Annotated in this window: 18 protein-coding genes; 11 read left to right on the top strand and 7 right to left on the bottom strand. The window is 65.4% G+C overall.

Annotated elements, in window-relative coordinates:
• Nucleotides 1-358 precede the first annotated feature (358 nt).
• On the top strand, nucleotides 359-652 hold the full coding sequence (locus BJ970_RS30820; RefSeq protein WP_184730747.1) for a hypothetical protein: 294 nt from the start codon (nucleotides 359-361) through the stop codon (nucleotides 650-652).
• Between the two features lie 146 nt (nucleotides 653-798).
• Here BJ970_RS30820 and BJ970_RS30815 read toward each other — a convergent pair whose 3' ends face one another.
• Nucleotides 799-1,743, bottom strand: a complete 945-nt coding sequence (locus tag BJ970_RS30815; RefSeq protein ID WP_184730745.1) for a LysR family transcriptional regulator — start codon at nucleotides 1,741-1,743, stop codon at nucleotides 799-801.
• A gap of 316 nt (nucleotides 1,744-2,059) precedes the next feature.
• On the opposite strand from BJ970_RS30815, the gene BJ970_RS30810 reads away from it, so the two are divergent.
• Nucleotides 2,060-2,917: an SDR family NAD(P)-dependent oxidoreductase gene (locus tag BJ970_RS30810; protein WP_184730743.1), complete on the top strand. Its 858-nt coding sequence runs from the start codon at nucleotides 2,060-2,062 to the stop codon at nucleotides 2,915-2,917.
• 79 nt (nucleotides 2,918-2,996) lie between these two features.
• On the opposite strand, the gene BJ970_RS30805 is transcribed toward BJ970_RS30810, so the two are convergent.
• The 4 genes from BJ970_RS30805 to BJ970_RS30790 all read right to left on the bottom strand — a co-directional run bounded on the left by BJ970_RS30805 (nucleotide 2,997) and on the right by BJ970_RS30790 (nucleotide 7,114).
• Nucleotides 2,997-4,241 carry an MFS transporter gene (locus BJ970_RS30805; RefSeq protein WP_184730741.1) on the bottom strand — a complete coding sequence of 415 codons (1,245 nt, stop codon included), beginning with the start codon at nucleotides 4,239-4,241 and terminating at the stop codon, nucleotides 2,997-2,999.
• A 235-nt stretch (nucleotides 4,242-4,476) separates the two neighbouring features.
• Entirely contained in the window at nucleotides 4,477-5,400 is a 924-nt protein-coding gene (locus BJ970_RS30800) for an SDR family NAD(P)-dependent oxidoreductase (RefSeq protein ID WP_184730739.1), read from the bottom strand.
• A gap of 176 nt (nucleotides 5,401-5,576) precedes the next feature.
• Entirely contained in the window at nucleotides 5,577-6,212 is a 636-nt protein-coding gene (locus BJ970_RS30795) for a dihydrofolate reductase family protein (protein ID WP_184730737.1), read from the bottom strand.
• A gap of 107 nt (nucleotides 6,213-6,319) precedes the next feature.
• Nucleotides 6,320-7,114, bottom strand: a complete 795-nt coding sequence (locus tag BJ970_RS30790; RefSeq protein ID WP_184730735.1) for a phytanoyl-CoA dioxygenase family protein — start codon at nucleotides 7,112-7,114, stop codon at nucleotides 6,320-6,322.
• A gap of 440 nt (nucleotides 7,115-7,554) precedes the next feature.
• Here BJ970_RS30790 and BJ970_RS30785 point away from each other — a divergent pair, with 440 nt between their 5' ends.
• The 8 genes from BJ970_RS30785 to BJ970_RS30750 all read left to right on the top strand — a co-directional run bounded on the left by BJ970_RS30785 (nucleotide 7,555) and on the right by BJ970_RS30750 (nucleotide 14,361).
• Nucleotides 7,555-8,793 (top strand): cytochrome P450, encoded by a 1,239-nt coding sequence (locus BJ970_RS30785; RefSeq protein ID WP_246471907.1) that lies wholly within the window; start codon nucleotides 7,555-7,557, stop codon nucleotides 8,791-8,793.
• A gap of 8 nt (nucleotides 8,794-8,801) precedes the next feature.
• On the top strand, nucleotides 8,802-8,999 hold the full coding sequence (locus BJ970_RS30780) for a ferredoxin (RefSeq protein ID WP_184730733.1): 198 nt from the start codon (nucleotides 8,802-8,804) through the stop codon (nucleotides 8,997-8,999).
• A gap of 37 nt (nucleotides 9,000-9,036) precedes the next feature.
• Nucleotides 9,037-9,273: a lasso RiPP family leader peptide-containing protein gene (locus BJ970_RS30775; RefSeq protein ID WP_184730731.1), complete on the top strand. Its 237-nt coding sequence runs from the start codon at nucleotides 9,037-9,039 to the stop codon at nucleotides 9,271-9,273.
• A 156-nt stretch (nucleotides 9,274-9,429) separates the two neighbouring features.
• Nucleotides 9,430-11,280 (top strand): asparagine synthase C-terminal domain-containing protein, encoded by a 1,851-nt coding sequence (locus tag BJ970_RS30770; protein WP_184730729.1) that lies wholly within the window; start codon nucleotides 9,430-9,432, stop codon nucleotides 11,278-11,280.
• Complete coding sequence (locus BJ970_RS30765; RefSeq protein ID WP_312864558.1) at nucleotides 11,208-11,534, top strand: lasso peptide biosynthesis PqqD family chaperone; 327 nt, start codon at nucleotides 11,208-11,210, stop codon at nucleotides 11,532-11,534. Before BJ970_RS30770 ends, BJ970_RS30765 begins: the two co-directional genes overlap by 73 nt.
• Nucleotides 11,531-11,962, top strand: a complete 432-nt coding sequence (locus BJ970_RS30760) for a lasso peptide biosynthesis B2 protein (protein WP_184730725.1) — start codon at nucleotides 11,531-11,533, stop codon at nucleotides 11,960-11,962. The genes BJ970_RS30765 and BJ970_RS30760 overlap by 4 nt, the downstream gene beginning before the upstream one ends.
• Before the next feature lie 669 nt (nucleotides 11,963-12,631).
• A complete protein-coding gene (locus BJ970_RS30755; RefSeq protein WP_184730723.1) occupies nucleotides 12,632-13,402 on the top strand; it encodes an RICIN domain-containing protein in 771 nt (256 codons plus the stop codon).
• 227 nt (nucleotides 13,403-13,629) lie between these two features.
• Entirely contained in the window at nucleotides 13,630-14,361 is a 732-nt protein-coding gene (locus tag BJ970_RS30750) for a matrixin family metalloprotease (RefSeq protein WP_184730721.1), read from the top strand.
• 223 nt (nucleotides 14,362-14,584) lie between these two features.
• Here the strand turns inward: BJ970_RS30750 and BJ970_RS30745 are convergent, their stop codons facing one another.
• Nucleotides 14,585-15,808, bottom strand: coding sequence for a serine hydrolase domain-containing protein (locus BJ970_RS30745; RefSeq protein ID WP_184730719.1), 1,224 nt, complete (start codon nucleotides 15,806-15,808; stop codon nucleotides 14,585-14,587).
• A gap of 463 nt (nucleotides 15,809-16,271) precedes the next feature.
• Here BJ970_RS30745 and BJ970_RS30740 point away from each other — a divergent pair, with 463 nt between their 5' ends.
• Nucleotides 16,272-18,026, top strand: coding sequence for a 3-hydroxyacyl-CoA dehydrogenase family protein (locus tag BJ970_RS30740; protein WP_184730717.1), 1,755 nt, complete (start codon nucleotides 16,272-16,274; stop codon nucleotides 18,024-18,026).
• A gap of 312 nt (nucleotides 18,027-18,338) precedes the next feature.
• On the opposite strand, the gene BJ970_RS30735 is transcribed toward BJ970_RS30740, so the two are convergent.
• Entirely contained in the window at nucleotides 18,339-18,755 is a 417-nt protein-coding gene (locus BJ970_RS30735; protein WP_184730715.1) for a hypothetical protein, read from the bottom strand.
• Nucleotides 18,756-20,417 lie beyond the last annotated feature (1,662 nt).

The following is a 20,417-nucleotide window of genomic DNA, read 5'->3' as shown; positions in this document are numbered from 1 at the left end:
ACGGGTGAGTCGGGTGGCTCTGGTGGGTTTCGCGTCGTTGGGTCCGGCGCGGCAGGTGACGTAATGAGGTGGGTTCGTTGCTGGGGGGTGGGCGGGAGTTCCGGGTGGGTGATGCGGGTTCCGCAGGAGGGGTTTCCCGCCATTGCATTGGCCGAGGTCATTCCACCCAAGATCATCAGATGAGGTGATCAACGATATTTCGAGTTGCCCGGCGATCTAGCGGCGATATGTTTTAGATGGCCCCGCTGCGGCGGGGTTTCCCAACCCCGACGGGAATCCACTGCCATTCATCCTGACAAGCGGTGGCGGATTCCCTGCGGCGTCATTCACTGAGGTCAGTACGAAGGGGATTATTGTTATGCGTTCTGTCAAGCGCATCGTCGCTGTATCTGTTCTGGGGCTCCCCCTGCTGTTCGGTGCTCCGGGAATGGCGTTTGCCTGCGGCCACGGCAAACCGTCGCCGAGCATTAGCCAGGACCAGGACCTGAGCCAGGACCAGGACGCCAGCACCGCGCAGAGCAACAGCAACCGGCCCGTCATGTACGTGTTCAACGTGGGCAAGGGCGACCAGAACGTGGTGAGCTGGAACCACCAGGCCACCGACGCCGACACGGACCAGACCCAGGCGGGCTGGCAGCAGCAGGAAGACTGACGGCGGTCGAACCGCCAGCGGTCCAATTTGAACACGGCGAATGCTCGGCCCGGCGATCTCATCGCCGGGCCAGCATGCGTCCTCGTCCGGCGGCCGTGGTTCCCGATTGTGCCTAAATTTGGGGAATCCCGGCCCGACGCGGCGGATCATCGTCGCGTCGGAGCCACGAGATCGGGCAGCCACACTTCCTCGCGCACCGCCACGGGGGCGAACGAACGGCGCACGTGCCGGACGAGTTCGCCTAGTCCGGGATGCTGATTTCCAGCGTGCCAGATGAGCGACCACGGATAGAGAGGCTTCGGCCTCGCCAACGGGATGCGGGTGAGCCGCTGGTGCTCCGGCCATGAGCCTCGGGTCTTCTCGCCGACGAAGGTGAGCAACGCCGGCGAGTCGGCAATGGTGTCGAGTAACGACTCGAAGCCGAAATTCGGGCCGGTCGAGTCGATGTCGATCCGGAACGCCCTGGCGAACTCTTCGTAGAATCCCGCCCACTCCGTGCCGGTCACGATCCCCGGGACCCAAGCCGTGAACGGGGTCAGCTCATCCGGCCGGACCGCGGCATGTCCGGCGAGCGGATGCCGGTCACTCACCACGATCTGCACCGGCTCGAAATAGGCGAAGGACTGCGCGAGCTGGGGATCGGTCCGGTCGATGGGCTCACGCAGGTAGCAGAAACCCGCGTCGATGTCGCCGTCGAGCAGTCCGCGGATCGTCGCATCCACGCCGCTCGTGGTCAGTATCTCGATGGAGATCGCCTGGTGGCCCAGGTGGAATTCCCGAAGGATCTCCGCCGAAGCGAGACGGCGGCTCAGCACGTCGACGCGCAATGGCCGCGACTCCCGCCGCACCGACTCCACGGCGTGTTTTACCGCCACCAGCACCGCCTTTGCTCTGGGCAAGAACCGGACGCCGTCCGCGGTCAGCACGGCACCGGAGGCGACGCGCTCGAACAACTTGGTGCCGAGGAAGGATTCGAGCGCGGCGATCCGTTTGGATACGGCCTGCTGGCTGATGCCCAGCTGGTCGGCCGCGATCTGGAACTGCCCGTCTTCGGCCACCGCCACGAATGCCCGCACGGCCTCGAAGTTCATGATCAGACGATAGCGCCTACCACCTTGTCTGATGCTGCTGCCGGAGACTGGGCCGCTTGGCCGGTAAGCCTTTTCGTGCTCTTAAAAGAGATCCTAATGTTGGCTTCCGAAAGGCCCGTTGCGTTGTGCCGGACGGCCGCGTAATGGACCGACCGTTTGCGGTCTTCTAGGGGCCGGGCCGACGCTGTTACGGTGGCGAGGCCGCCGACGGGCTCGCCGACACGATTACCTCCCGGCCACCGGCGACGATCTACCGGAAGTTCAAGTGCCTCGAAACCCGCCCAGGCCGGCGATGGAAGGCAGGGAACGACGACAGATGAGCGCACTCCCAGACTTGCGTGAAAAGGTCGCCGTGGTCACCGGGGGCGCCACCGGTATCGGCAGGGGCATCGCCGAACAATTCCGTGCCGAAGGCATGCGGGTGGTCATCGCCGATATCGAGCCGGAAACCCTGCGGAATACGGCCGCCGAGATCGACGCGGTGGGAATTCACACCGACGTCAGCGATCTGGAAAGCGTACGGGCGCTCGCGCGGTCGGCGACCGAGCGGTTCGGCACCGTGCACGTGATCTGCAACAACGCCGGAATCGGGCCGATCGCGCGGATCGCCGACATGACGATCGAGGACTGGCACTGGATGATCGGCGTGAACCTGTACGGAGTGGTCCACGGTGTGCAGACATTCCTGCCCATCCTTGCGGCCAACGACGACGGCGGCCACATCGTGAACACCTCGTCGATAGCCGGCCTGGTCGCGCAACCGCGCCTCGGCGCCTACTCCGTCACCAAGTCCGGAGTGGTCGCGCTCACCGAGACGCTCGCCGCCGAACTTGAGCAGGCAGGCTCCAAGGTCGGTGCCACCGTGCTGTGTCCTGGAGCGGTACGAACGAACATCCACAAAAGCTCGCGCAACCGTCCGAGGCGCCACGCGGGAGGCGGGCTCGCGGACTTCGACGTCTCCCGGGTGGACAACCCGGCCTACCGCTGGATCACCTCCCGCGAGGCGGGCGAGGTGGTGGTCCGCGCCGTCAAACGCGGTGACCTGTATGCCCTCACCCACCCGGAGTCGTACGGCATGGTCGAGCAACGCCACCAAGCCATCGCTGCCGCCTATGAACGGGCCGCCGAGGACGTCGGCTCCATTCGCGAGGTAGCCCCTTCCGACGCCCGATGACCCCTTCCAACTCCCGATGAAACAGGTTTCGTTCGCGTTCGTTCCACGGAAATCACCACAGGAGACCAGTGGTGGTGTGTCATGTGCGGCTGGCGGCCGGTTCGCGATCGTGCAGTGGCGCATGGTCGTGCCGGGGGAGCAGGAGCGGCGTTGCGAGCATAAGCAGACCGGCGATCAAGATCGCGGTGTGGGCGCCGGTGAAAGCCGCCAACAGGCCCCACAGGGCGACCATGACCGCGTTGGTGGCCTTTCCGGTGACCGACCATGCGGACAGGGTGCGGGCGACTCGGTCCGTCGGAACCTGATCGAGCCGGAAGGTGGCGAACACCGGGTTGAACACGCCCATGCAGGTGATCAAGGCGAACTCGACGGCGATGACGAGCGCGAGCCCGGCCGGGCCGGGGCAGATGAAGACCAACCCGATGGACCAGCACGCGCGCAGTGCCCCGGCGCCGAGCATGATCTTGTGGCGCCCGAATCGTGCAACGAGCGGGGCGGCCAGCCGGGAGCCGATGAGGCCGCCGACGCAGGAGACCCCGAATGCCAGGCCGTATTCCCACGGCGCGAAACCGAGGCGGCCGAGCATCAGGACGGCCAGCAGCGGCGAGGTCGCCATGATCAGGCTGCTGACGAGGATCGTGTTGAAGAAAAGCGGGCGCAGCGCCGGGTGCGTCAAGATGTAGCGCCATCCTTCGACCAGGTCGCCGGCTCGCAGCCGTGGTCGGTCGGTCCGGGCCGGGCGCGGCTCCGTCCCGCCGATCGCGCGGATCCCCAGTGCCGAGAGCAGGTAGCTGACCGCATCGGCCAGCACTGTCGTCAGCGGGCCGAACAGCCCGATCGCGGCCGTGCCCAGCGGTGGTCCGAGCACGGTGGCGGTCCAGGTCGTGGACTCGAACCGCCCGTTGGCGATGAGCAGGTCCTCGGGCCGCACGAGCGTTTTCAGGCAGGCCCCGCTGGCCGCGTTGAAGGCGATGTCGGCCGCGGCGACGATGACCGAGACGACCAGGAGTTGCGCGAAGCTGAGCAGGCCGAGCACGAATGCGGCGGGAACGGTCATCACCGCCGCGAACCGGATCAGGTCCATCGCGACCATCACCGGCTGCTTGCGGCGGAATTCCACCCACGGGCCCAGCGGCACCGCGACCGCCGCTCCCACCGCCAAGCTCGCCGCCTTCAGCGCGGACACCTCGGTCTCCCCGGCGTGCAGCACCAGGATCGCGACCAGGGGAAACGCGTCGAACGCGAGCCACGTGCCCAGCGTGCTGACCGAAAAGGCCGCCCAGAGATACCCGAATTGCCGCCCCAGCGACCGCCTACCAACCATGCCCAGTGCGTCCCTCGCTGTCTCGCCTTAACAACCTCACGATGATCGCTCAGATCAAAGCGAGCAGTAGCCAGCGGATCAAACAACCGCCGAGTCGGCGAGTCACAACCATGCGTTGTGTGACGGTATCGGTGCGCTCGACCACATCCGAAAAAGCTCAGCGACGGTCACCCGCGTGGGGCTTGACGAAGGAGCGACCGACGCGCCGCGCGCAGCAGTGGTGGACGTTGTGCGCTCAGGGGGAGAGTCCGACTAGCGCGGCGCTGTCGTGCCACACGCGCTCGCAGCGTTCGGGGTCGGTGGTGTGCGGCGCGGTCTGGACGGCGATGCGGTCGACGAAGAAGCTGCCGGTTACGCCTTCGACCGTGGGCGAGGTGGCGAGCCACGCGGGCGTGTCGGCTCCGATGTCCGGGCCGGGACGATCCTTGGGCCCGGACGAGCCGGGCGCCCACCTCCCGCCGCCGGGTTGTGGGCCGGGTTGGGGAAAAATGCCGTCCCGGTATGCCTGCTTGATCAGCTCGCCGAGCCCGGGTACCTCCCGGCTCAGTCCGGTGCCGGAGATAAGACCGGGGTGGCAAGCGTTGACGGTGATGGCGGTCCCGGCCAGGCGGCGGGCAAGCGCATAGACGAACATCGTGTTCATGTTCTTGGTGCGAGCGTAGGCGTAATACGGCCGCAGCCCGGCGGGCTCGCCCAGTCGTTCCGGGTGGGCAAGGGGGAAATCGTCGAGATCGACCGGTTCCAGGGCCAGCGATACCGGATCCGAGCCGACCACGATCAGCCTGGCACGGTCCAAGGCCGCCGCGAGGGCACGCAGCAGCAGGTAAGGCGCCAAGTGGTTGACGGCCAGCACCCGCGGCAGGCCGTCGGAGGTCCGCCGGTCCAGCGGGGTGACCAGGGCGGCGTTGCTGATGACCACATCCGGTGCCGAACCGCTCAGCAGCCTCTCGGCGAGGTCGCGCACCTGGGCGAGCTCGGCGAGATCGGCCCGCTCCAGAACGAGCTCGGCGCCAGGCACCGCGGCGGCGATCCGCTCCCGCGCCGCCCGGAGGCGCTGGTCGCTGCGGCCGACCAGGGTGACCGTCAGTCCTTCGCCGGCGAGCCGCCGGGCAATCGCCGCGCCGATCCCGTTGGTGGCGCCCGTGACGACCGCGTGCATCGATGTTTCCCCGTTTCAGGCATCGGTGGTGTGGCGTGCCGCCACCACCTGCGGAGGCTTTCCGCGTAATCTCGGCTCCCTTTCCGGCAAACAGGACACGCCGTCAGCGTGTTTGCGACAGTGTGCCGCAGCGGGCGCCCGATTCACGCATTCCGTAACGCTATGTCCGCGATGTTTCAGTGGACGACCCGGTATTTGATGTGGGTGACCGCCTCGGATGGCACTACCGTGACCGGTTCAAGGGTCGGGTTGCCGACGTTATCCAGCAGGCGCTCGCCGGCACCCAGCACGATCGGGACGAGATGGATGAAAAGCTCGTCGAGCAGGCCCGCGGCGAGGAACTGCTGCACGGTCTGGGCCCCGCCGGCGATCGAGACATCCCGGTCACCGGCCGCCTTGCGGGCCTGCCGGAGCGCGGACTCGATCCCGTCGGTGACGAAGGTGAAGGTGGTGCCGCCCCGCATTTCCAATGGCTCCCGCGGGTGGTGGGTGAGCACGAAAACCGGCGCGTGGAACGAGGGCTCCTCGCCCCACCAGCCGCGCCAGGACTCATCCCACGGACCGTCGCCGCCCCCGAACATCCTGCGACCCATGATGTAGGCGCCGATCCCCTGGATGACCTCGGCGAGCACTTCGGAGTCGACCGAGCGCGCACCGCCCTCCAGGCCCCGGTGTTCGTGCCAGGCGCGGGTGGGAAACACCCACTGGTGTAGCCGCATGCCGCCCACGCCGACCGGATCCTTCGGGCTCTGGTTCGGACCGGCGGCGAAGCCATCGAGGGACATCCCGAGGTGGCAACTCACGGCACTCATCCCCGGCTACTCCTAGCGTCTGTTTGAGCCCAGGCGGCGTCTGAGGTTTCGCTACCGGCACCAGCCCAGGAGGCCAAATGCTACGCAAACCACTTGTGCAACGCTCTCTAGCCGAAGTCGGAGACTCGGGGGTAGCGGTCGTCGGGCGGCAGCTGGCCGGGCTCCAGGTCCTCCAGCGGGCTTTGGCCGGGAAGTGGCTGGTAGGTCGCCTCCGCGTCGGTGTAGGTGATGATGAATGCCTCGCGGGTCTCCTCGGAGGTGTTGCCACCGGCCATGTGTCCCACGCGGCTCTGGTGGAAGGTGGCGTCTCCGGCCCGCAGCGGCACGGTGACCCGGGGGCTCCAACCGAGCTGCGGCCACTGGGTGAACAGGTAGGAATCCGGGTTTTCCCGCGCTGCGGACAGCTCACCTCGGTACGGATCGGCGCGGCGATGCGACTCTGGCAGGAAGGTCAGGCAGCCACGCTCGACCGGCACGTCGACGAGCGCGATCCACGCGTTCATCGTCATCCGGGAGTCCAGCGGCGCGAACGTCAGGTCGTCGTGCCAAATGGTGGGTACCTCGTCGTGCGGATGCTTGGCGAACGCCTCGCCGCCCCACACGCGCAGCGGCATGCCGGCCAATTGCTCGGCGACCGCGCCGATCCTGGGGTGGCGGGAGAGGTTGCGCAGGGTTTCGTGCTTCCACCACGCGCCCTTGGTTTGCACGAGTGCCGTGCCACCGCCGCCCATGCCGGCCGTCTTGCCGTGCCGCTCGATGGCGTCCAACGCGGCTTCTCGGTATCGCGCTACTTCCTCGGCGGTGAGCAGGCTCGGGATATGCGTGAAGCCGTCCTCCCGGAACGCGGTGACGAATCGCTCCGCGACTGCGTCGGACTTGGTCTGGGCTGTCGTGTCGGTCACGTCACTCGTCCCATCATTTCTAGGCATGGTGCACGCGTTTCCAGGCATGGTGCACGATCATTTCTAGACATGGTGCGCGTTTGGCGTAAATTGAACAATCGTGCATGCAACAAAAGTTCATGTACGAAGGTTCAATTGAGCACGGCATCGGCATGGGCAAGACTGCGAGCATGTCGACATCGGCTGAAGGTCGCTTCTGCCGATGGAGCGTGCAGCTACCTGTCTCGCATTCTGTCCCCAAGGCTCAGGATTCGCCCGGAACACGCCAAGGTCCAGCGCACGGACTTGGGCCAGCCGATCATCGGATACGACGAGGCTCTCACGGTGCGTCGATGTACAAAACTTGGTCACCCCTGTCCCGCGCCCACCCCGGGTAGCCAACACATCCGGGACGGGCTGAAGATTCGGTGCGACAGGCCGTCACGAGAGACACCACCACTATGACCATGCTCGACGAAAACCAGGCCGCAATTCAAAGCTTTCCGATGCGGCGTCAATGCCCGTTCGCTCCGCCGGCGGAATACGCGCAGCTACGCGAGGAGGCGCCGCTCGCCCGCGTGATGCTGCCCAGCGGACGGACGGCGTGGGTCGTGACGCGGCACGCCGAGGCCCAGCAGGTGCTCGCCGATCCGCGAATCAGTACCGACATCACGCGGCCGGGCTTTCCCGCCCTGACGCCCGAGACGCCCGAGTCCGCCAGGAAACGCGGCCGGCTCCACGAGGGCGAATTCTTCAACGTGGACCCTCCCGAGCATGACGTGTACCGGCGGATGCTGATCCCCGAGTTCAGCGTCAAACGCGTCAAGGCCATGCGCCCCGGCATCCAGACCGTGGTCGACCGGCTGATCGACGAAATGCTCTCGGGTGGTCCCCCGGCGGACCTGATCGAATCGTTCGGGCAGCCGGTCCCCTCGATGGTCATCTGCCAGCTCCTCGGCGTTGCGTACGAGGACCACGTTTTCTTCCAATCGCGGATCCGAAACCGGAAGATGGTGACGGTTGCCGGCGAAACCGCCCTGGCCAGGGCGGCGATCGCGGAGATCCGGGCGTACCTCGACGACGTGGTCACGCGGGCCGAGCAGGAGCCCGGCGACAATCTCGTCGGGCGGCTGGTCACCGAACGGCTCGCGACGGGGGAGCTGTCCCACAACGCCCTCGTCGGCATGATCCACCAACTGTTGATCGCCGCACACGAGACCACGCACAACATGATCCCGCTCGGCGTACTCACCCTGCTCCGGCACCCGGGACAACTCGCCGAGCTGCGCGCCGATCCCGCGCTGTGGCCGGGAGCGGTCGACGAACTGCTGCGGTATCACTCTATTGTGGACGGTGCGGGCTTCGCTCGGGTGGCCATCGAGGACATCGAGATCGGCGGGCAGCTCATTCGGGCCGGAGACGGTGTTTTCGTGCTCACGGCCTCGGCCAACCACGACGAGCGGTCCTTCGAGCGCCCCGACGACCTCGACATCCACCGCGGCGCCCGCAACCACCTGGCATTCGGGTACGGCGTCCACCAGTGCCTCGGGCAAAATCTCGGCCGTGCCTGGCTGGAGATCGCCTACGAGACGCTGTTCCGGCGCGTTCCGGGACTGCGCGCGGCGGTCGAGGTGGATGACCTGCCGTTCAAATACGACACCGCGATCTTCGGGATGTACGAGTTTCCCGTCGCTTGGTAGGAGCCGCCATGCGCATCTCCGCGGAGAAGACCCGATGCATCGGCGCGGGTCACTGCGTGCGCGCAGCGCCCGACCTGTTCGACGCCGACGAGGACGGGCTGGTGACGGTGTCGAATCCGGACCCCGACCCGTCGCGCGCCGACATCCTGCGCGACGTCGTCGGCCTCTGCCCGAACGCCGCCATCACGCTACAAGAGGATCCCTGACTCGCGCCACGGCCACGCGGCCGATGGATTCATCGAGATGGCCACCTTGCCGCCGTCGACCGACGGCGCCCCGATTTTCCGGGCTGCGATGGCGCAACCCGGACTACTGATGATCGGAAAGGAGGAGCGCATGGTCGAATCGACGGAGCTTGATAACGACAAGGCCATCTATGTCGCACCGTTACTGGAAGAAGTCGGGGATTTCGCCGAGCAGACGCAGGGAAATCAGTACCTCTACGTCGAAGGTTTCTTCTCTTACCTCGGCACGATCTGACAGCCGACCGGCGCCTGAGTAACGTGCGCTGACCAGCGGCAGAGAGGATGTCTTCGCCGGTTTGCGGACAAACCGGTTCGGCGCCTCTCTGTCGCGATCGTTTAGGTGGGGTTATGTCGCGGGCCGCATTCTTTACACGTCGGGGTGGCGGACATAGTGGAAAAGGACAACGGGCGGCTGCCGTGGTTCGTGGTCGTTCCCGACCGGGTCGTGTCGTCGGAGATCATGCACCGGCTGCGGGATCGGGCCGAGCGGGTGGTGTCTTATCCTTCGAACCGGCCGTGGCTGCTGGGCAGCTGGGGCGAGAACGAGCTGACGGTTTGCGCCAGCGGGAGTAAGTCGCTGGCAACGGTGGGGACATGTTCCTTGTCGTCGGCCGAACTCGCCGTCCGCCTCAAGAGCGTAACCGATATCGGCGATATCGAGCGAGCGATCAGCGGCGCGCACGGCAGTTTCGCGGTGGTTGGATCGGTCAACGGAAGATGCTACTTGCGCGGGAATGCCTCGGGAGCACGCAGGATTTACCACGCGTCAATAGACGGCGTGACGTTCGGCGCGGACCGGGCGCGCACGCTGGCCTGGTTGTCCCGGGCCGATATCGATCTGAGCCAACTCGCGGCCCGCATCGCATTCCCGGTCTTGCCGCATCCGATCGCGAAGCGGGCGATGTGGGCCGGAGTCCACGCTCTTGAGCCGGCCGAAGCGCTTCAGCTCGCGGCAGACGGAAGTCACCGCACCGTCACCTGGTGGCACGCTCCACCTGCCGAGCTGTCCCTCGGGCAGGGCGCGGTTCCGCTACGCGAGGCGTTGCGTGCCGCTGTGGCGGTCCGCGTTCGTCCCGGCGAGGTCGTCGGCGCTGACTTGTCCGGTATGGACTCAACGTCATTGTGTTTTCTAGCCGCCGAGGCTGGCGCGCGACTGGTGACCTCAACCGTGCGGTGGAGCGATCCGGGAAACGAAGATCACGCCTACGCGCTGCAATCTCATGAGCGGCTGGCCAATGCCGAGAATCTGGTATTCAGCTCGGCGGAACTGCCGGCGTTCTTCACCGGGCTGGACAGGCGCCGTGAACCGGCGGACGAACCGCATGCCCTCAAGTGGGATCGAGCCGCTTCGATGCATGTGTCCGATGTGGTACGTGCCTTTGGCGCGTCGCGTCGTCTGAGTGGGCACGGCGGAGACCACGTCGTGCAGCCACCGGTGTTGTATCTGCGGCGGATGTTGCGTCATCGACCGCTGTCGGCCCTGCGCCAGCTCGCCGGCTGGCGCGCGCGGGATCGATGGGATTGGAAAGCGACTGGCAACCTGCTCCTGGATCGCAGCACATATCCGGCTTGGCTGGCGACCACGGCCGGACGATTACGGGAGATCGATGTTCTCGATACGAACCCGGAGCCCTGGGGGTGCCGCCCGCAGCTTCCGCCGTGGGCGAGCGATATGGCCATCGAACTTCTCCGGGACCTGCTGAGATCCGCTTCTGAACGGGTTGGCCCGCTTGGCCCGGACGCATGCCGGCACGTCTGGATACATCACGTGCAGGAGGCGGGAAGCGTCGCCAGACTCCTTGCCCACACCTCGGATGATGAAGGGCTGAGGATCGAGAGCCCTTACTGCGACGATGCGGTGGTCAACGCGTGTTTGTCGGTCCGTCCGGATCAAGCACGTGCACCGTGGTCGTACAAGCCGCTGCTGGCCGAGGCAATGAGTGGAATTGTTCCCGAGGCGCATCTGCGAAGGGAGACGAAAGACCACTGTGGACAGGAGTGGTTCGCCGGCTTGCGCGCCAATCAGCGAGATCTCGCCGACTGGTCCGATAGCTCGCTGCTGGTTGAGCTGGGAATCGCCGATGAGGCGATGCTGCGCAACGCCATGCTCAACCCGTACGTGTTATGTGGCGGGGCAGCTCAGTTGGCTAACACGTTGGGCGCGGAAGAGTGGTTGCGAGACCTGTCGGCTTACCCCACCCCGCGATATCTCAGCGCTGCCGCCGAGGAGGCGACACAGTGACTTCACTTCGCGACGATGTCTCCGTCTGCTCCGCGGATGACGGTATGGTTCTCTTGGATGAACGCAGCGGCCGTTACTGGCAGCTGAACGTTACCGGCGCCGAAGTGCTGTCCGCCTTGCTTTCCGGAGCCACCCCACAAGAGGTGGCCGCGCGGCTCGCCGCCAGCCGAGCGGTGGATGAACAACGAGCCGCTGCCGACGTCGCGGCGCTGCTGGATCAACTGGTCAAAGCCGGACTCGTGAGGGTTTCATGAGCCATAGCCAGACGCTCGACAGCGATTCCTGCAAACCGCCACCAGGCAGACGCGTGCTCGTCATCGTCGCCGTCACAGGCTCACGGATCTTGGCGAGGCTGCGACCCCATCGATTATGCGCGGTGCTGAAGTTCATCAGTCGCGGTGCGAAGGCCGCCGATTACGAATCGGCCTTACGCGCTCGCCAAAACGTTGTCGCGGTCAGCAGGCGTTGCGCCGGACGCTATTGCCTGAACCGTTCGATCGCGACTGCACTGCTGTGCCGCCTCTATGGCAACTGGCCCACCTGGTGCACCGGGGTCATGATGGCGCCGTTTGCGGCGCACGCCTGGGTCGAGGCGGACGGCCGCCGGGTAGGCGAACCCGCGGACGCCGCCGGATATAAGGTCATGCTTTGCGTCCCGCCACGCGGGATTTCCCCATCTTGAAAGCAAAACCGGAAAACCCAGGAACTGCCGCGCCCGCCAGGGACCTTGGATCACCTCGGTGTCAACGGACATCTCGCCTTTTTGCCGCCGAACCGTTACCCAAAACCATCGATGCAGGATCGAGGCCAAGGGTCTTCGTTGAGACCAAATAGCCGATTCCGTGCTCAACTACGGCCTTGTAATGTTGCACGCACGCGGAAGTGCTCGCGACGAGAGCGGATCATGGAGTGCTTGTCATGAACGCTCGTCTTCTTGCCATTGCGACATTTGGCAGTCAGGGCGCGACCGTGCGCGACCGACGACGAACGTGACGGCGACAGGCCCGACGGGAACTGACGTCCGTACCGGAAGTCGCGACGATGGCGGCTCATTCTTCCTCTTCTTCATCGGCGACCATGCCTAGGGCATTGTTTCGGTCTTCATCGGCAATCGCAGCAGGAGTGACGGTTCATGAGGATCACACTCGATCAAAGCGCGTCATCGAGCACCTCTCGTGCGCCATGGCGTCGCATTTTCCGACGATGCGCAGCGCGGATTGGCGCGTGCGCGGTAACATGCGCGCTAACGTTGGCGGGGCTGGCCACGGCCGCCCCGTCGGCGCAAGCGGCGGATGTGACGCTTCCCGTCACGTTCGGGATCGGACCGGTCCTAGGGATCGGCGGCAAGTGCATGGATGTCACAGGGGGCAGCGCCGATAACGGCACCGCAGTGGAGTTGTGGGACTGCGGCGACGGGCAGCCCAACCAGCGGTGGACCGTCCTTGCGGGCGGCAGCGATCCAGCCGGCTCCGTGTATGCCTTGGGTAAGTGCCTGGACGTCAGCGGCGGCGGCACGGGCAACGGCACGCGAGTGCAGATCTGGGAATGCAACGGGTCAGGTGCGCAGAAGTGGGTGGTAGGCACGGACGGAACGGTGTACAACCCACAGTCCGGCAGGTGTCTGGACGCGACCGGCGGAAGCTCGAACAACGGCACCCTGCTGGAAATCTGGGACTGCCACTGGGGCATCAACCAAGAGTGGCTGCCCCCTCAGACGGGCGTGCTCACCGAGCCCGCCAACGTCGGCGCCAAGTGCGTGGACGTCCTGGGCGGCAGCGCCGATGACGGCGCTGCGGCGGGGCTGTGGGACTGCAACGTCGGGCAGGCCAATCAGTGGTGGACCGTCAGCCCCGACGGCACTTTGCAGGCCCTGGGTAAGTGCCTGGACGTCAGCGGCGGCGGCATGGACAACGGCACGCGGGTGCAGTTGTGGACCTGCAATGGGTCAGGCGCGCAGGAATGGGAGAACGGCCCGTTCGGAGAGTTGATCAACCCACAATCCCACAAGTGTCTCGACGCGACCGGCGCGAGCACGGAAAACGGGACCCTGCTGCAAATCTGGGACTGCACTGCGGGGGACAACCAGAGGTGGACGAGGCCGACTCAGATCCCGTTCGCGTAGTAAGGGAGTGCCCCTTACCGCGGACGCGACCGTCGACAGCGATGCGCCATCACCTCTGGGCCGTGTGGCGCCGCCGTGCACGACCGAGCCACAGCGCCGGTGGCCCCGCGTGCATTCCCTTGGCGTAGCTCCGCCGAGGCCACCGCGCTACCGGCGCACCACACACCGACACATTCCGTGGAATCTCGACAGTCAAGATCGCTTGGTCGATCACGTCGGAGGACATCATGTTCATGAGGATCAAGCGTTCCCTACTCGCGATTGCCCTCGCCCTGCCGGTGCTGACATGCGGGCTCGCGCTGACAGCTCTCCCGCCGAGCGCGGCCGACCCCAACCCACGCCCCAGCGCCGACTGTGAGTGTGCCGAGGTCAACCCGGAGAACGCGTTACCTTACGTCTCCTGGGAAATGTCACCAGAACTTCGAAACAACCCAGCCATGAAAGACGTTGTCGACACCGCTGTCCGGAACTGGAATACCGCGCTTTTCGGCCCCGGCGCCCGCATGCTGCTGGAAGAGGGGGAGCAGCGCTGGCGGGAGTGGAAAGGTAACAGCTGGCAGTTCACGAATCGTCGCCAGGCGTCGATCATCATCAAGATCGGCCACAATGAAAACTGGCAGAGCCGCCCTGGGCAGGTGGTTCCCGGAGTGTGGACTTCCGGCAGGGGGCAATGCGTTCCACCTGAGCACGGGGGTTGCCATGCCATTGAAGCCGCGACAATCAAATTGAACCCGGAATACTTCACCGGGAGTGGCTGGGATAACCAACCGGACAAAAAGGATCTCCAGATCGGTACTGTCGCTCATGAAATCGGCCACGCGCTGGGGTTGAATCATTCCGTTGACCCCCTGCAACGCGACGAGCTCATGTTGGCGCGGCTTAAGCAAGAGGGTTTTCTTGCGACCTCACCCACCGCTGCCGAGGTGAGGGCGGTCAAGACGATTTATGGACTCCAGTAGGCGCGCCCCCGCTGCCCACCTTCGTCCACCTGCAGCGCGGCGGCGGGGTTGAGGGGTGGTGTCACGGGCGGCGGGCCTTCGCCCCAGTCGAACGGCAGCCACATTCCCTGCTCCGGCAACGGGTTGCATAGGGAAGACGCCCACCCCCTGCGTGGGCCCATCGATTGCCCGACAACACTCCTGGACACGGCACCACCGTCGCTGAGCGCTTCCTTCGGCCGTCTCAGCTGACTATCGCCTGGTACACCAGCTGTTTCAGCTGCGGCAGGATCGGGTGTGCGGTTTGCGGCTGAAGCTGGGTCAGGAACAGGACGGTCAGCTCCTCCTGCGGATCGACCCAGAAGAACGTGCTGGCCTTGCCCACCCAGCCGTACTCGCCGACGCGGGACGGAACCTTCGCCGTGATCGGGTCCACGGTCACCTGGAAGCCGAGCCCGAAACCGAATCCGTAAACCCCCGGATCGAGTTCCGGGGGAGACAACGTCCGGAGATCTCCGCAGTCGGGGAGGTGGTTGGTGACCATGAGCTCGACGGTGCGCGGGCCGAGCAACCGGATGCCGTCCAGTTCACCGCCCCTGCGCAGCATCTCGGTGAAGCGGTAGTAGTCGAGCGCGCTGGCGACCAGCCCGCCGCCGGCCGACACGCAATCCGGGCGCGTGAGCGGTGGCGCACCGGGAAGCGGCGTTGCCCGCCCGTTCGCATCCGGCCGGTAGACAACGGCGAGGCGGTCGGTTCGCTCGGATCCGACGAAGAACCCGGCGTCGTCCATCCCGAGCGGGCGGAAGAGGCGTTCGGCGACGAACTCGTCGAACGGCATTCCGGAGAGCACCTCGATCAGCCGGGCGATGACGTCGGTGCCGACCCCGTAATTCCACGCCGTTCCCGGCTCGAACTGCAACGGCAGGCCCGCATAGCGGTCGCACACCGCGGCGAGGTCCATGCCCGGCGGCGGTCCGGACTCCAGCCCCGCCGCGCAGTAGGCGGCATGGATGGGATGGGTGTGGAACGCACCGTAAGTCATTCCCGCCGTGTGGGTCAGCAGATGCCAGATGCGGACCGGCTCGACAGCCGGCCGGGTCGCGAGGTTGGTTCCCATGCCGGCCACGTACACCCTCGCGTCCGCGAACGCGGGCAGGTGATCGGCGATGGGATCGTTGAGGGAGAACAGGCCCTCCTCGTACAGGAGCATCGCGGCGACCGAGGTGACCGGTTTGGTCATCGAATACATCCGCCACAGCGTGTCCGGCTCGACCGGGAGCCCTTCTTCCCGGTTGCGCAGGCCACGGGTGGCCAGGTGCGCGATCCGGCCCTTCCGGGCTACGACGAGCAGGTAGCCGGGCAGCCGGCCGTCGTCGATGTAGCGGTCGAAGTGGCGGTCCAGCCGTGCCATGCGTGCCGGATCCAGGCCGACCGCGGTCGGCTCGGTCTCCTGCTGTAGCTGTCCCATGACCGCCCTTCACCGAACGCTCGCTTGCCTACCCCGGCCAGCGTCAACAAATAGGCCCAGCGCCAACAAATAGGCCCAGCGCCAACAAATATCTACGTCACCGCGCGCAAGAGTGTGAAGTGAACCTTCGTACACAAATTTCCGCCCGTGTACGAAGGTTCACTTCACAATCGGATATCGGTCGGGTACGAAGGACTTGACGTGCAGTGCTCCTGCCCGCCGGATCCGAGGATGGGAATGTCGACTCAAGCACCGCAAGCAGGCTCCGAGGTCGCGCTCGGCGAGGTGCTGCGGCGAAGGCCCGACCACCGGATCGTCGACGGACCGGCCGGGCAATACTCCACGGCCCGGTGACGTCGGTGATCCACCTGCCCGGCCGTGAGGCGGAGATCGGCGACGCCGTCTCGTCACCCGCACCGGTGGACACCTTCGCCGGTGCCCCGGTGACCGAAGGGATTTCTTGATGCCATCCAAGTCTTTCCCCGTAGTGGGCGTGGTCGGCCTCGGCGCCGTCGGTTCGGCGCTCGCCGCGATGATCGCTCGCAGCGGTAGGCGAGTGCTGTGTGCCGAGGCGGATGGCTACGCGCTCGCCGAAGGCAGGGCGAGGGTCGCACAGGCGTTGGACCAACTGGGCACGCCCGACGCCGGGAATCTCGTCGCGTACACGATCGCCCCGGCCGCTTTCGCGCAGGCGCACCTCGTCATCGAGGCATTGCCGGAGAACCTGGACCTCAAGGTCGACGTGCTGCGGAGGGCGAATGCATGTTGCCGGCCGGACGCGGTGTTAGCGACGACCACGACGGGCTTCGCCGTCACCGAGATCGCGGCGCGCTGCGGCCGGGTGGACCGTACCGTCGGCCTGCATGTCGGCAATCCGGGTGCCGTCGCCGAGACTTCGGTGGTCGAGGTGGTGCACACCCCGCTCACCGGCTCCTCGGTCCGCCACGACGTCGCCGAGTTCGTGGCAGATCTCGGGCTGACTACGGTGGCCGTCGGCGACAACCCCGGATTCCTCGGCGGCGCTCTCACACTGTCCTATTTGAACAGTGCGGCGGTCATGCTGGGCCAGGGATATGCGACACGTGACGACATCGACTCGGCGATGACCCTGGGTTGCCGGATGCCGATCGGGCCGTTGGCCCATTTGGATGCGCTCGGCATCGACATGGTGGTGGACAGCCTCACCGCGCTGGCCGCCCGCACCGGCGACCGGGGCTTTCGGCCGGCTCCGGTCCTGTCGTCGATGGTGGGAGCAGGATTGCTGGGTCGCAAGTCCGGCCGTGGCTTCTACCGCTACGGCAGTGATGATGCAAGCGCGCCGACCCCGGCCCCACGTCGTCGTGGCGCCGCGATCCGGCGGATCGGGCTGCTCGGCTCGGGCACCATGGCCACCGGTATCGCGGAAGTGTGCGCGGCAGCCGGTTTCCCTACCACGCTCGTGGCGCGGACCGCTGTGCGCGCAAAGGAAGCGACAGCGGCGATCGAACGGTCGCTTCAGCGCGGCGTGCGTCGCGGCCGGATCACCGATGACCAACTGGCCGCGATCGTCACCCGGTTCAACGCCACGACCGAGTTAGGCGCGATCGCGGCTTGCGACGTGGTCATCGAGGCGGTGCGCGAGGATCTCCGTGCCAAGCAGGACGTGTTCGCGCAACTCGACCAGGCCACCCGGCCAGGAACGGTGCTCGCTACCACGACCTCCAGCTTGCCGGTCGGCCGGTGCGCGGACGCTACCGGCCGGCCCGAGGATGTGATCGGGCTGCACTTTTTCAACCCGGCGCCGGCCATGCGGCTGGTTGAGGTAACCCGTACCCCGCTGACATCCGACAAGACCGCTGCGACCGCGCTGCGCCTGGTGTCGGCGCTGGGCAAGCATCCGGTCTGCTGCCAGGACCGGACCGGATTCATCGTCAACGCACTGCTGTTCCCGTACCTCAACCGCGCGGTGAACATGATCGGGCAAGGGTGTGCCACGACCGATGAGCTCGACACGATCATGGTCGGGGCGCACGGCTACCCGATGGGTCCGCTCCGCCTGCTCGACATGATCGGTCTCGACGTCTCCCTGGAGATCCTGGAGCGGCTTTACGACACCTTCGGCGAGCCGGAGCTGTTTCCCGCCAAGCATCTCCGGGAGCTGGTCATGGCCGGGCACCTCGGATACAAAACCGGCCGAGGCTTCCACGTCCACGACCCCGGCGGGCCCGGACAGCGCTGACGGTCGGGTTCCGCACTGGGGGTGGCGAGTGCGCCTTCCCGGCGTCCGTCCAATGGTGGTCGCCGGGGTGCGCGGGCGCGGTCGGCCGCCAGGCCGCAGGCGCAAGCCCACGCGGGTCCCCGGCGGGGCCGCCTTGGCGGCACCCTTGATCTGATAGCGAAAAATTCGGCAACACATCCGCTGAGACGGGACATGCTGCTGCGACCATGCTTGCCTGCGCTTGCGTGCTGTCCCGTTCCACGGTGGGCTCTGACAGTCGAAAGCCCCGCTTCGGACAGTTGCGGCCGAAACGGGACCTTTGGGCGGCTGAGCTTAAAAGTCTTTGCTGTGCTCGCCCTTCTGGTCGGGGTCCCAAAAGTCGATCACGTCGTCGAGGTCGTAGACGAAATAGATGGGCTTGTAGCCATTTTCCTTGAGTTGGGTGAAAATACCCTGTGCGAGCGCCTTGTGTTGCTCTTCGTCGCCGCGAGGCCCCCGGACAGTCACACTATGAGGCATTTGCGTAAACGGTATACCCATGTCTTCGTCTAGATCTTCGCTAAGACTTTGCTTGAGAAGCAGTTCGTAAGAAATGAAATGGTTGGTGCCGGGGTTGCGAACCGCAATATGATCCGCGTATATTTCCTCGATCGGCTCGAATTTCAATCCAATAATGCGCTCTAGGTCTTCAGTTATAGAGCCTTGGCGACCACTGTGGCTACCGAAGTACACATCAAAGTAGGCGGGCACTAGCTGTTCCTCTTCCAGTCGAAGTCAAAAGTCTTTCCCCATATTCTTACTCGGGCGAGTTTATAGGCGTTTCCAGGGGCGTTCAGATAGGCTTTTAATCCGTTGACTGCTTGCCCTTCTGTCAGATCTGTTCGTCTCGCGTCGACGATAACGTCGGAACTCTGACCCCTTTGGCTTGTGACTTGCTGAGCGCGTTTTTGACGGTTTTGTGTGTCGGCGGCTGGTTGTCCTTCTGTTGCAGCGTCTTGAATTCTACGGGATCACCGTTGACCGTGGAGTCAGCCGTACGGGCATGATCGCGCGTCGGCAATCTGCGTACGATGTTCTGCCCGGTCTGCGCAAGCCGTTTAGCAATAGATTCTTCGTCGGAGCTGAACCTCTCTTCGTTCGTTTCTCCGTCATCCTCGACTGCGCCTGGCCACGTTGCCGGGTCATCGGTGACGCCCTCGGGCGTTGACTTGGGCGTAGATATCTCGGGCTCGGTAGGCAGTCGTATGGCCGCATACTAGCCTGGATGCGCATCGCTGGCCTGGACGTACTTTCTGATGACGGGGCTCCGGATCGGCCGTTTTGATGCTCACTAGTGCCAACAACCTGAGCACGGTAGGTGGCGATCCGGTTCTTTACTTTAGTGCCGAGCTGGAATGCTCGCTCAATCTCCGTGGTGGAGTGCTGCAAGCTCGCGAAAGCCTCTGCGATTTCAGGGTCGTTGCTCTCTGCTACCACGGCGTGGAGGGTTTCGGCGGCCTCTTCCAGCAAGCTCTGCGCTTCGGTAAGTGCTGATACCAGTAGAAGTTCAGTGGCCCTATCTAATCCCCTCGCTACGTCATCAAGGCTCATACGTTCCTTTGTATCCCTTTTTCGTGTTCTTCGGGCCAGGTGGGGTGTTTGTGGCTCTCAACGCGGGTGGAGTCCGGTGGCCGTGCCGCTCGGGGCGCAGATCGGGTACCACGACACGGCCACCGGCGTTTTCTAGGCGGCGTCGGCGTGGAGGCGTGCGACAGCGCAGGCGTGGCAGCCCACTGCGGAAATGCGGGCGTAGCTGGGGGCGTCGCTGTCGAGAATCCCTGATCGCGCCGTGCAGGTGAAGAGCGCCCCAAAGGGCGCGTGTGGTGTAGTCACCGTTGTTGAGGCGGGGCTCCAGCAGCGTCTGAGCTTCGGTCACAAGCTGGTAAGCGTCTCCTTCTCGTTCGGTTGTGCGCCAGACGTTGCCAAGCACCACGCACCCAAAGCCAGCGACTCGGGCTCTCCAGCGTGTTCAGCAGCGTTCATGGCTCTGTCGGCAACCAACCACAACAATGGTGTGTCCGATACCCATGCGAGCACTTGGTGGGCGAAGCCGTAAGCACTGGTGAGCGTCGCGTAGACGCTTCGCCGTGGTTCCCGTCCAAAGTCCGGGCGGTGTGTATGGCATCTCGGATGATGGCGGGTAGCGATGCACCGACCGAACTGCGCGGTGTCGGACTGTTTTGCCAGAGGTGCCAAGCGTTGTCCGTCGTCGCCATCGGCATCGAACTGGTCGGCCCACCGCGAGCCGTCTGACGAAGTCTGCCCTCGGCTCGGAGACGTGCACTGTGGTCAGAGGTGTTCTCGTGAACTTCGCGTTCACCGCCTCAAGGCGCTCGACGAGCAGAAACGACGGCCGGGGAACACCTCGGTGCG

The sequence above is a fragment of the Saccharopolyspora phatthalungensis genome (genome assembly GCF_014203395.1).
In the GTDB taxonomy this organism is placed as follows: Bacteria; Actinomycetota; Actinomycetes; order Mycobacteriales; family Pseudonocardiaceae; genus Saccharopolyspora; species Saccharopolyspora phatthalungensis.
The sequence above is the reverse complement of the archived record's forward strand: the minus strand, read 5'-3'. Positions and strand labels throughout refer to the sequence as shown.

Excerpts from the sequence above, each read along its gene's own strand:
- BJ970_RS30820 (WP_184730747.1), top strand. The coding sequence starts at position 359 with ATGCGTTCTGTCAAGCGCATCGTCGCTGTATCTGTTCTGGGGCTCCCC.
- BJ970_RS30815 (WP_184730745.1), bottom strand. The coding sequence starts at position 1,743 with ATGAACTTCGAGGCCGTGCGGGCATTCGTGGCGGTGGCCGAAGACGGG.
- BJ970_RS30810 (WP_184730743.1), top strand. The coding sequence starts at position 2,060 with ATGAGCGCACTCCCAGACTTGCGTGAAAAGGTCGCCGTGGTCACCGGG.
- BJ970_RS30805 (WP_184730741.1), bottom strand. The coding sequence starts at position 4,241 with ATGGTTGGTAGGCGGTCGCTGGGGCGGCAATTCGGGTATCTCTGGGCG.
- BJ970_RS30800 (WP_184730739.1), bottom strand. The coding sequence starts at position 5,400 with ATGCACGCGGTCGTCACGGGCGCCACCAACGGGATCGGCGCGGCGATT.
- BJ970_RS30795 (WP_184730737.1), bottom strand. The coding sequence starts at position 6,212 with ATGAGTGCCGTGAGTTGCCACCTCGGGATGTCCCTCGATGGCTTCGCC.
- BJ970_RS30785 (WP_246471907.1), top strand. The coding sequence starts at position 7,555 with ATGACCATGCTCGACGAAAACCAGGCCGCAATTCAAAGCTTTCCGATG.
- BJ970_RS30780 (WP_184730733.1), top strand. The coding sequence starts at position 8,802 with ATGCGCATCTCCGCGGAGAAGACCCGATGCATCGGCGCGGGTCACTGC.
- BJ970_RS30775 (WP_184730731.1), top strand. The coding sequence starts at position 9,037 with ATGGCCACCTTGCCGCCGTCGACCGACGGCGCCCCGATTTTCCGGGCT.
- BJ970_RS30760 (WP_184730725.1), top strand. The coding sequence starts at position 11,531 with ATGAGCCATAGCCAGACGCTCGACAGCGATTCCTGCAAACCGCCACCA.
- BJ970_RS30755 (WP_184730723.1), top strand. The coding sequence starts at position 12,632 with ATGGATGTCACAGGGGGCAGCGCCGATAACGGCACCGCAGTGGAGTTG.
- BJ970_RS30750 (WP_184730721.1), top strand. The coding sequence starts at position 13,630 with ATGTTCATGAGGATCAAGCGTTCCCTACTCGCGATTGCCCTCGCCCTG.
- BJ970_RS30745 (WP_184730719.1), bottom strand. The coding sequence starts at position 15,808 with ATGGGACAGCTACAGCAGGAGACCGAGCCGACCGCGGTCGGCCTGGAT.
- BJ970_RS30740 (WP_184730717.1), top strand. The coding sequence starts at position 16,272 with ATGCCATCCAAGTCTTTCCCCGTAGTGGGCGTGGTCGGCCTCGGCGCC.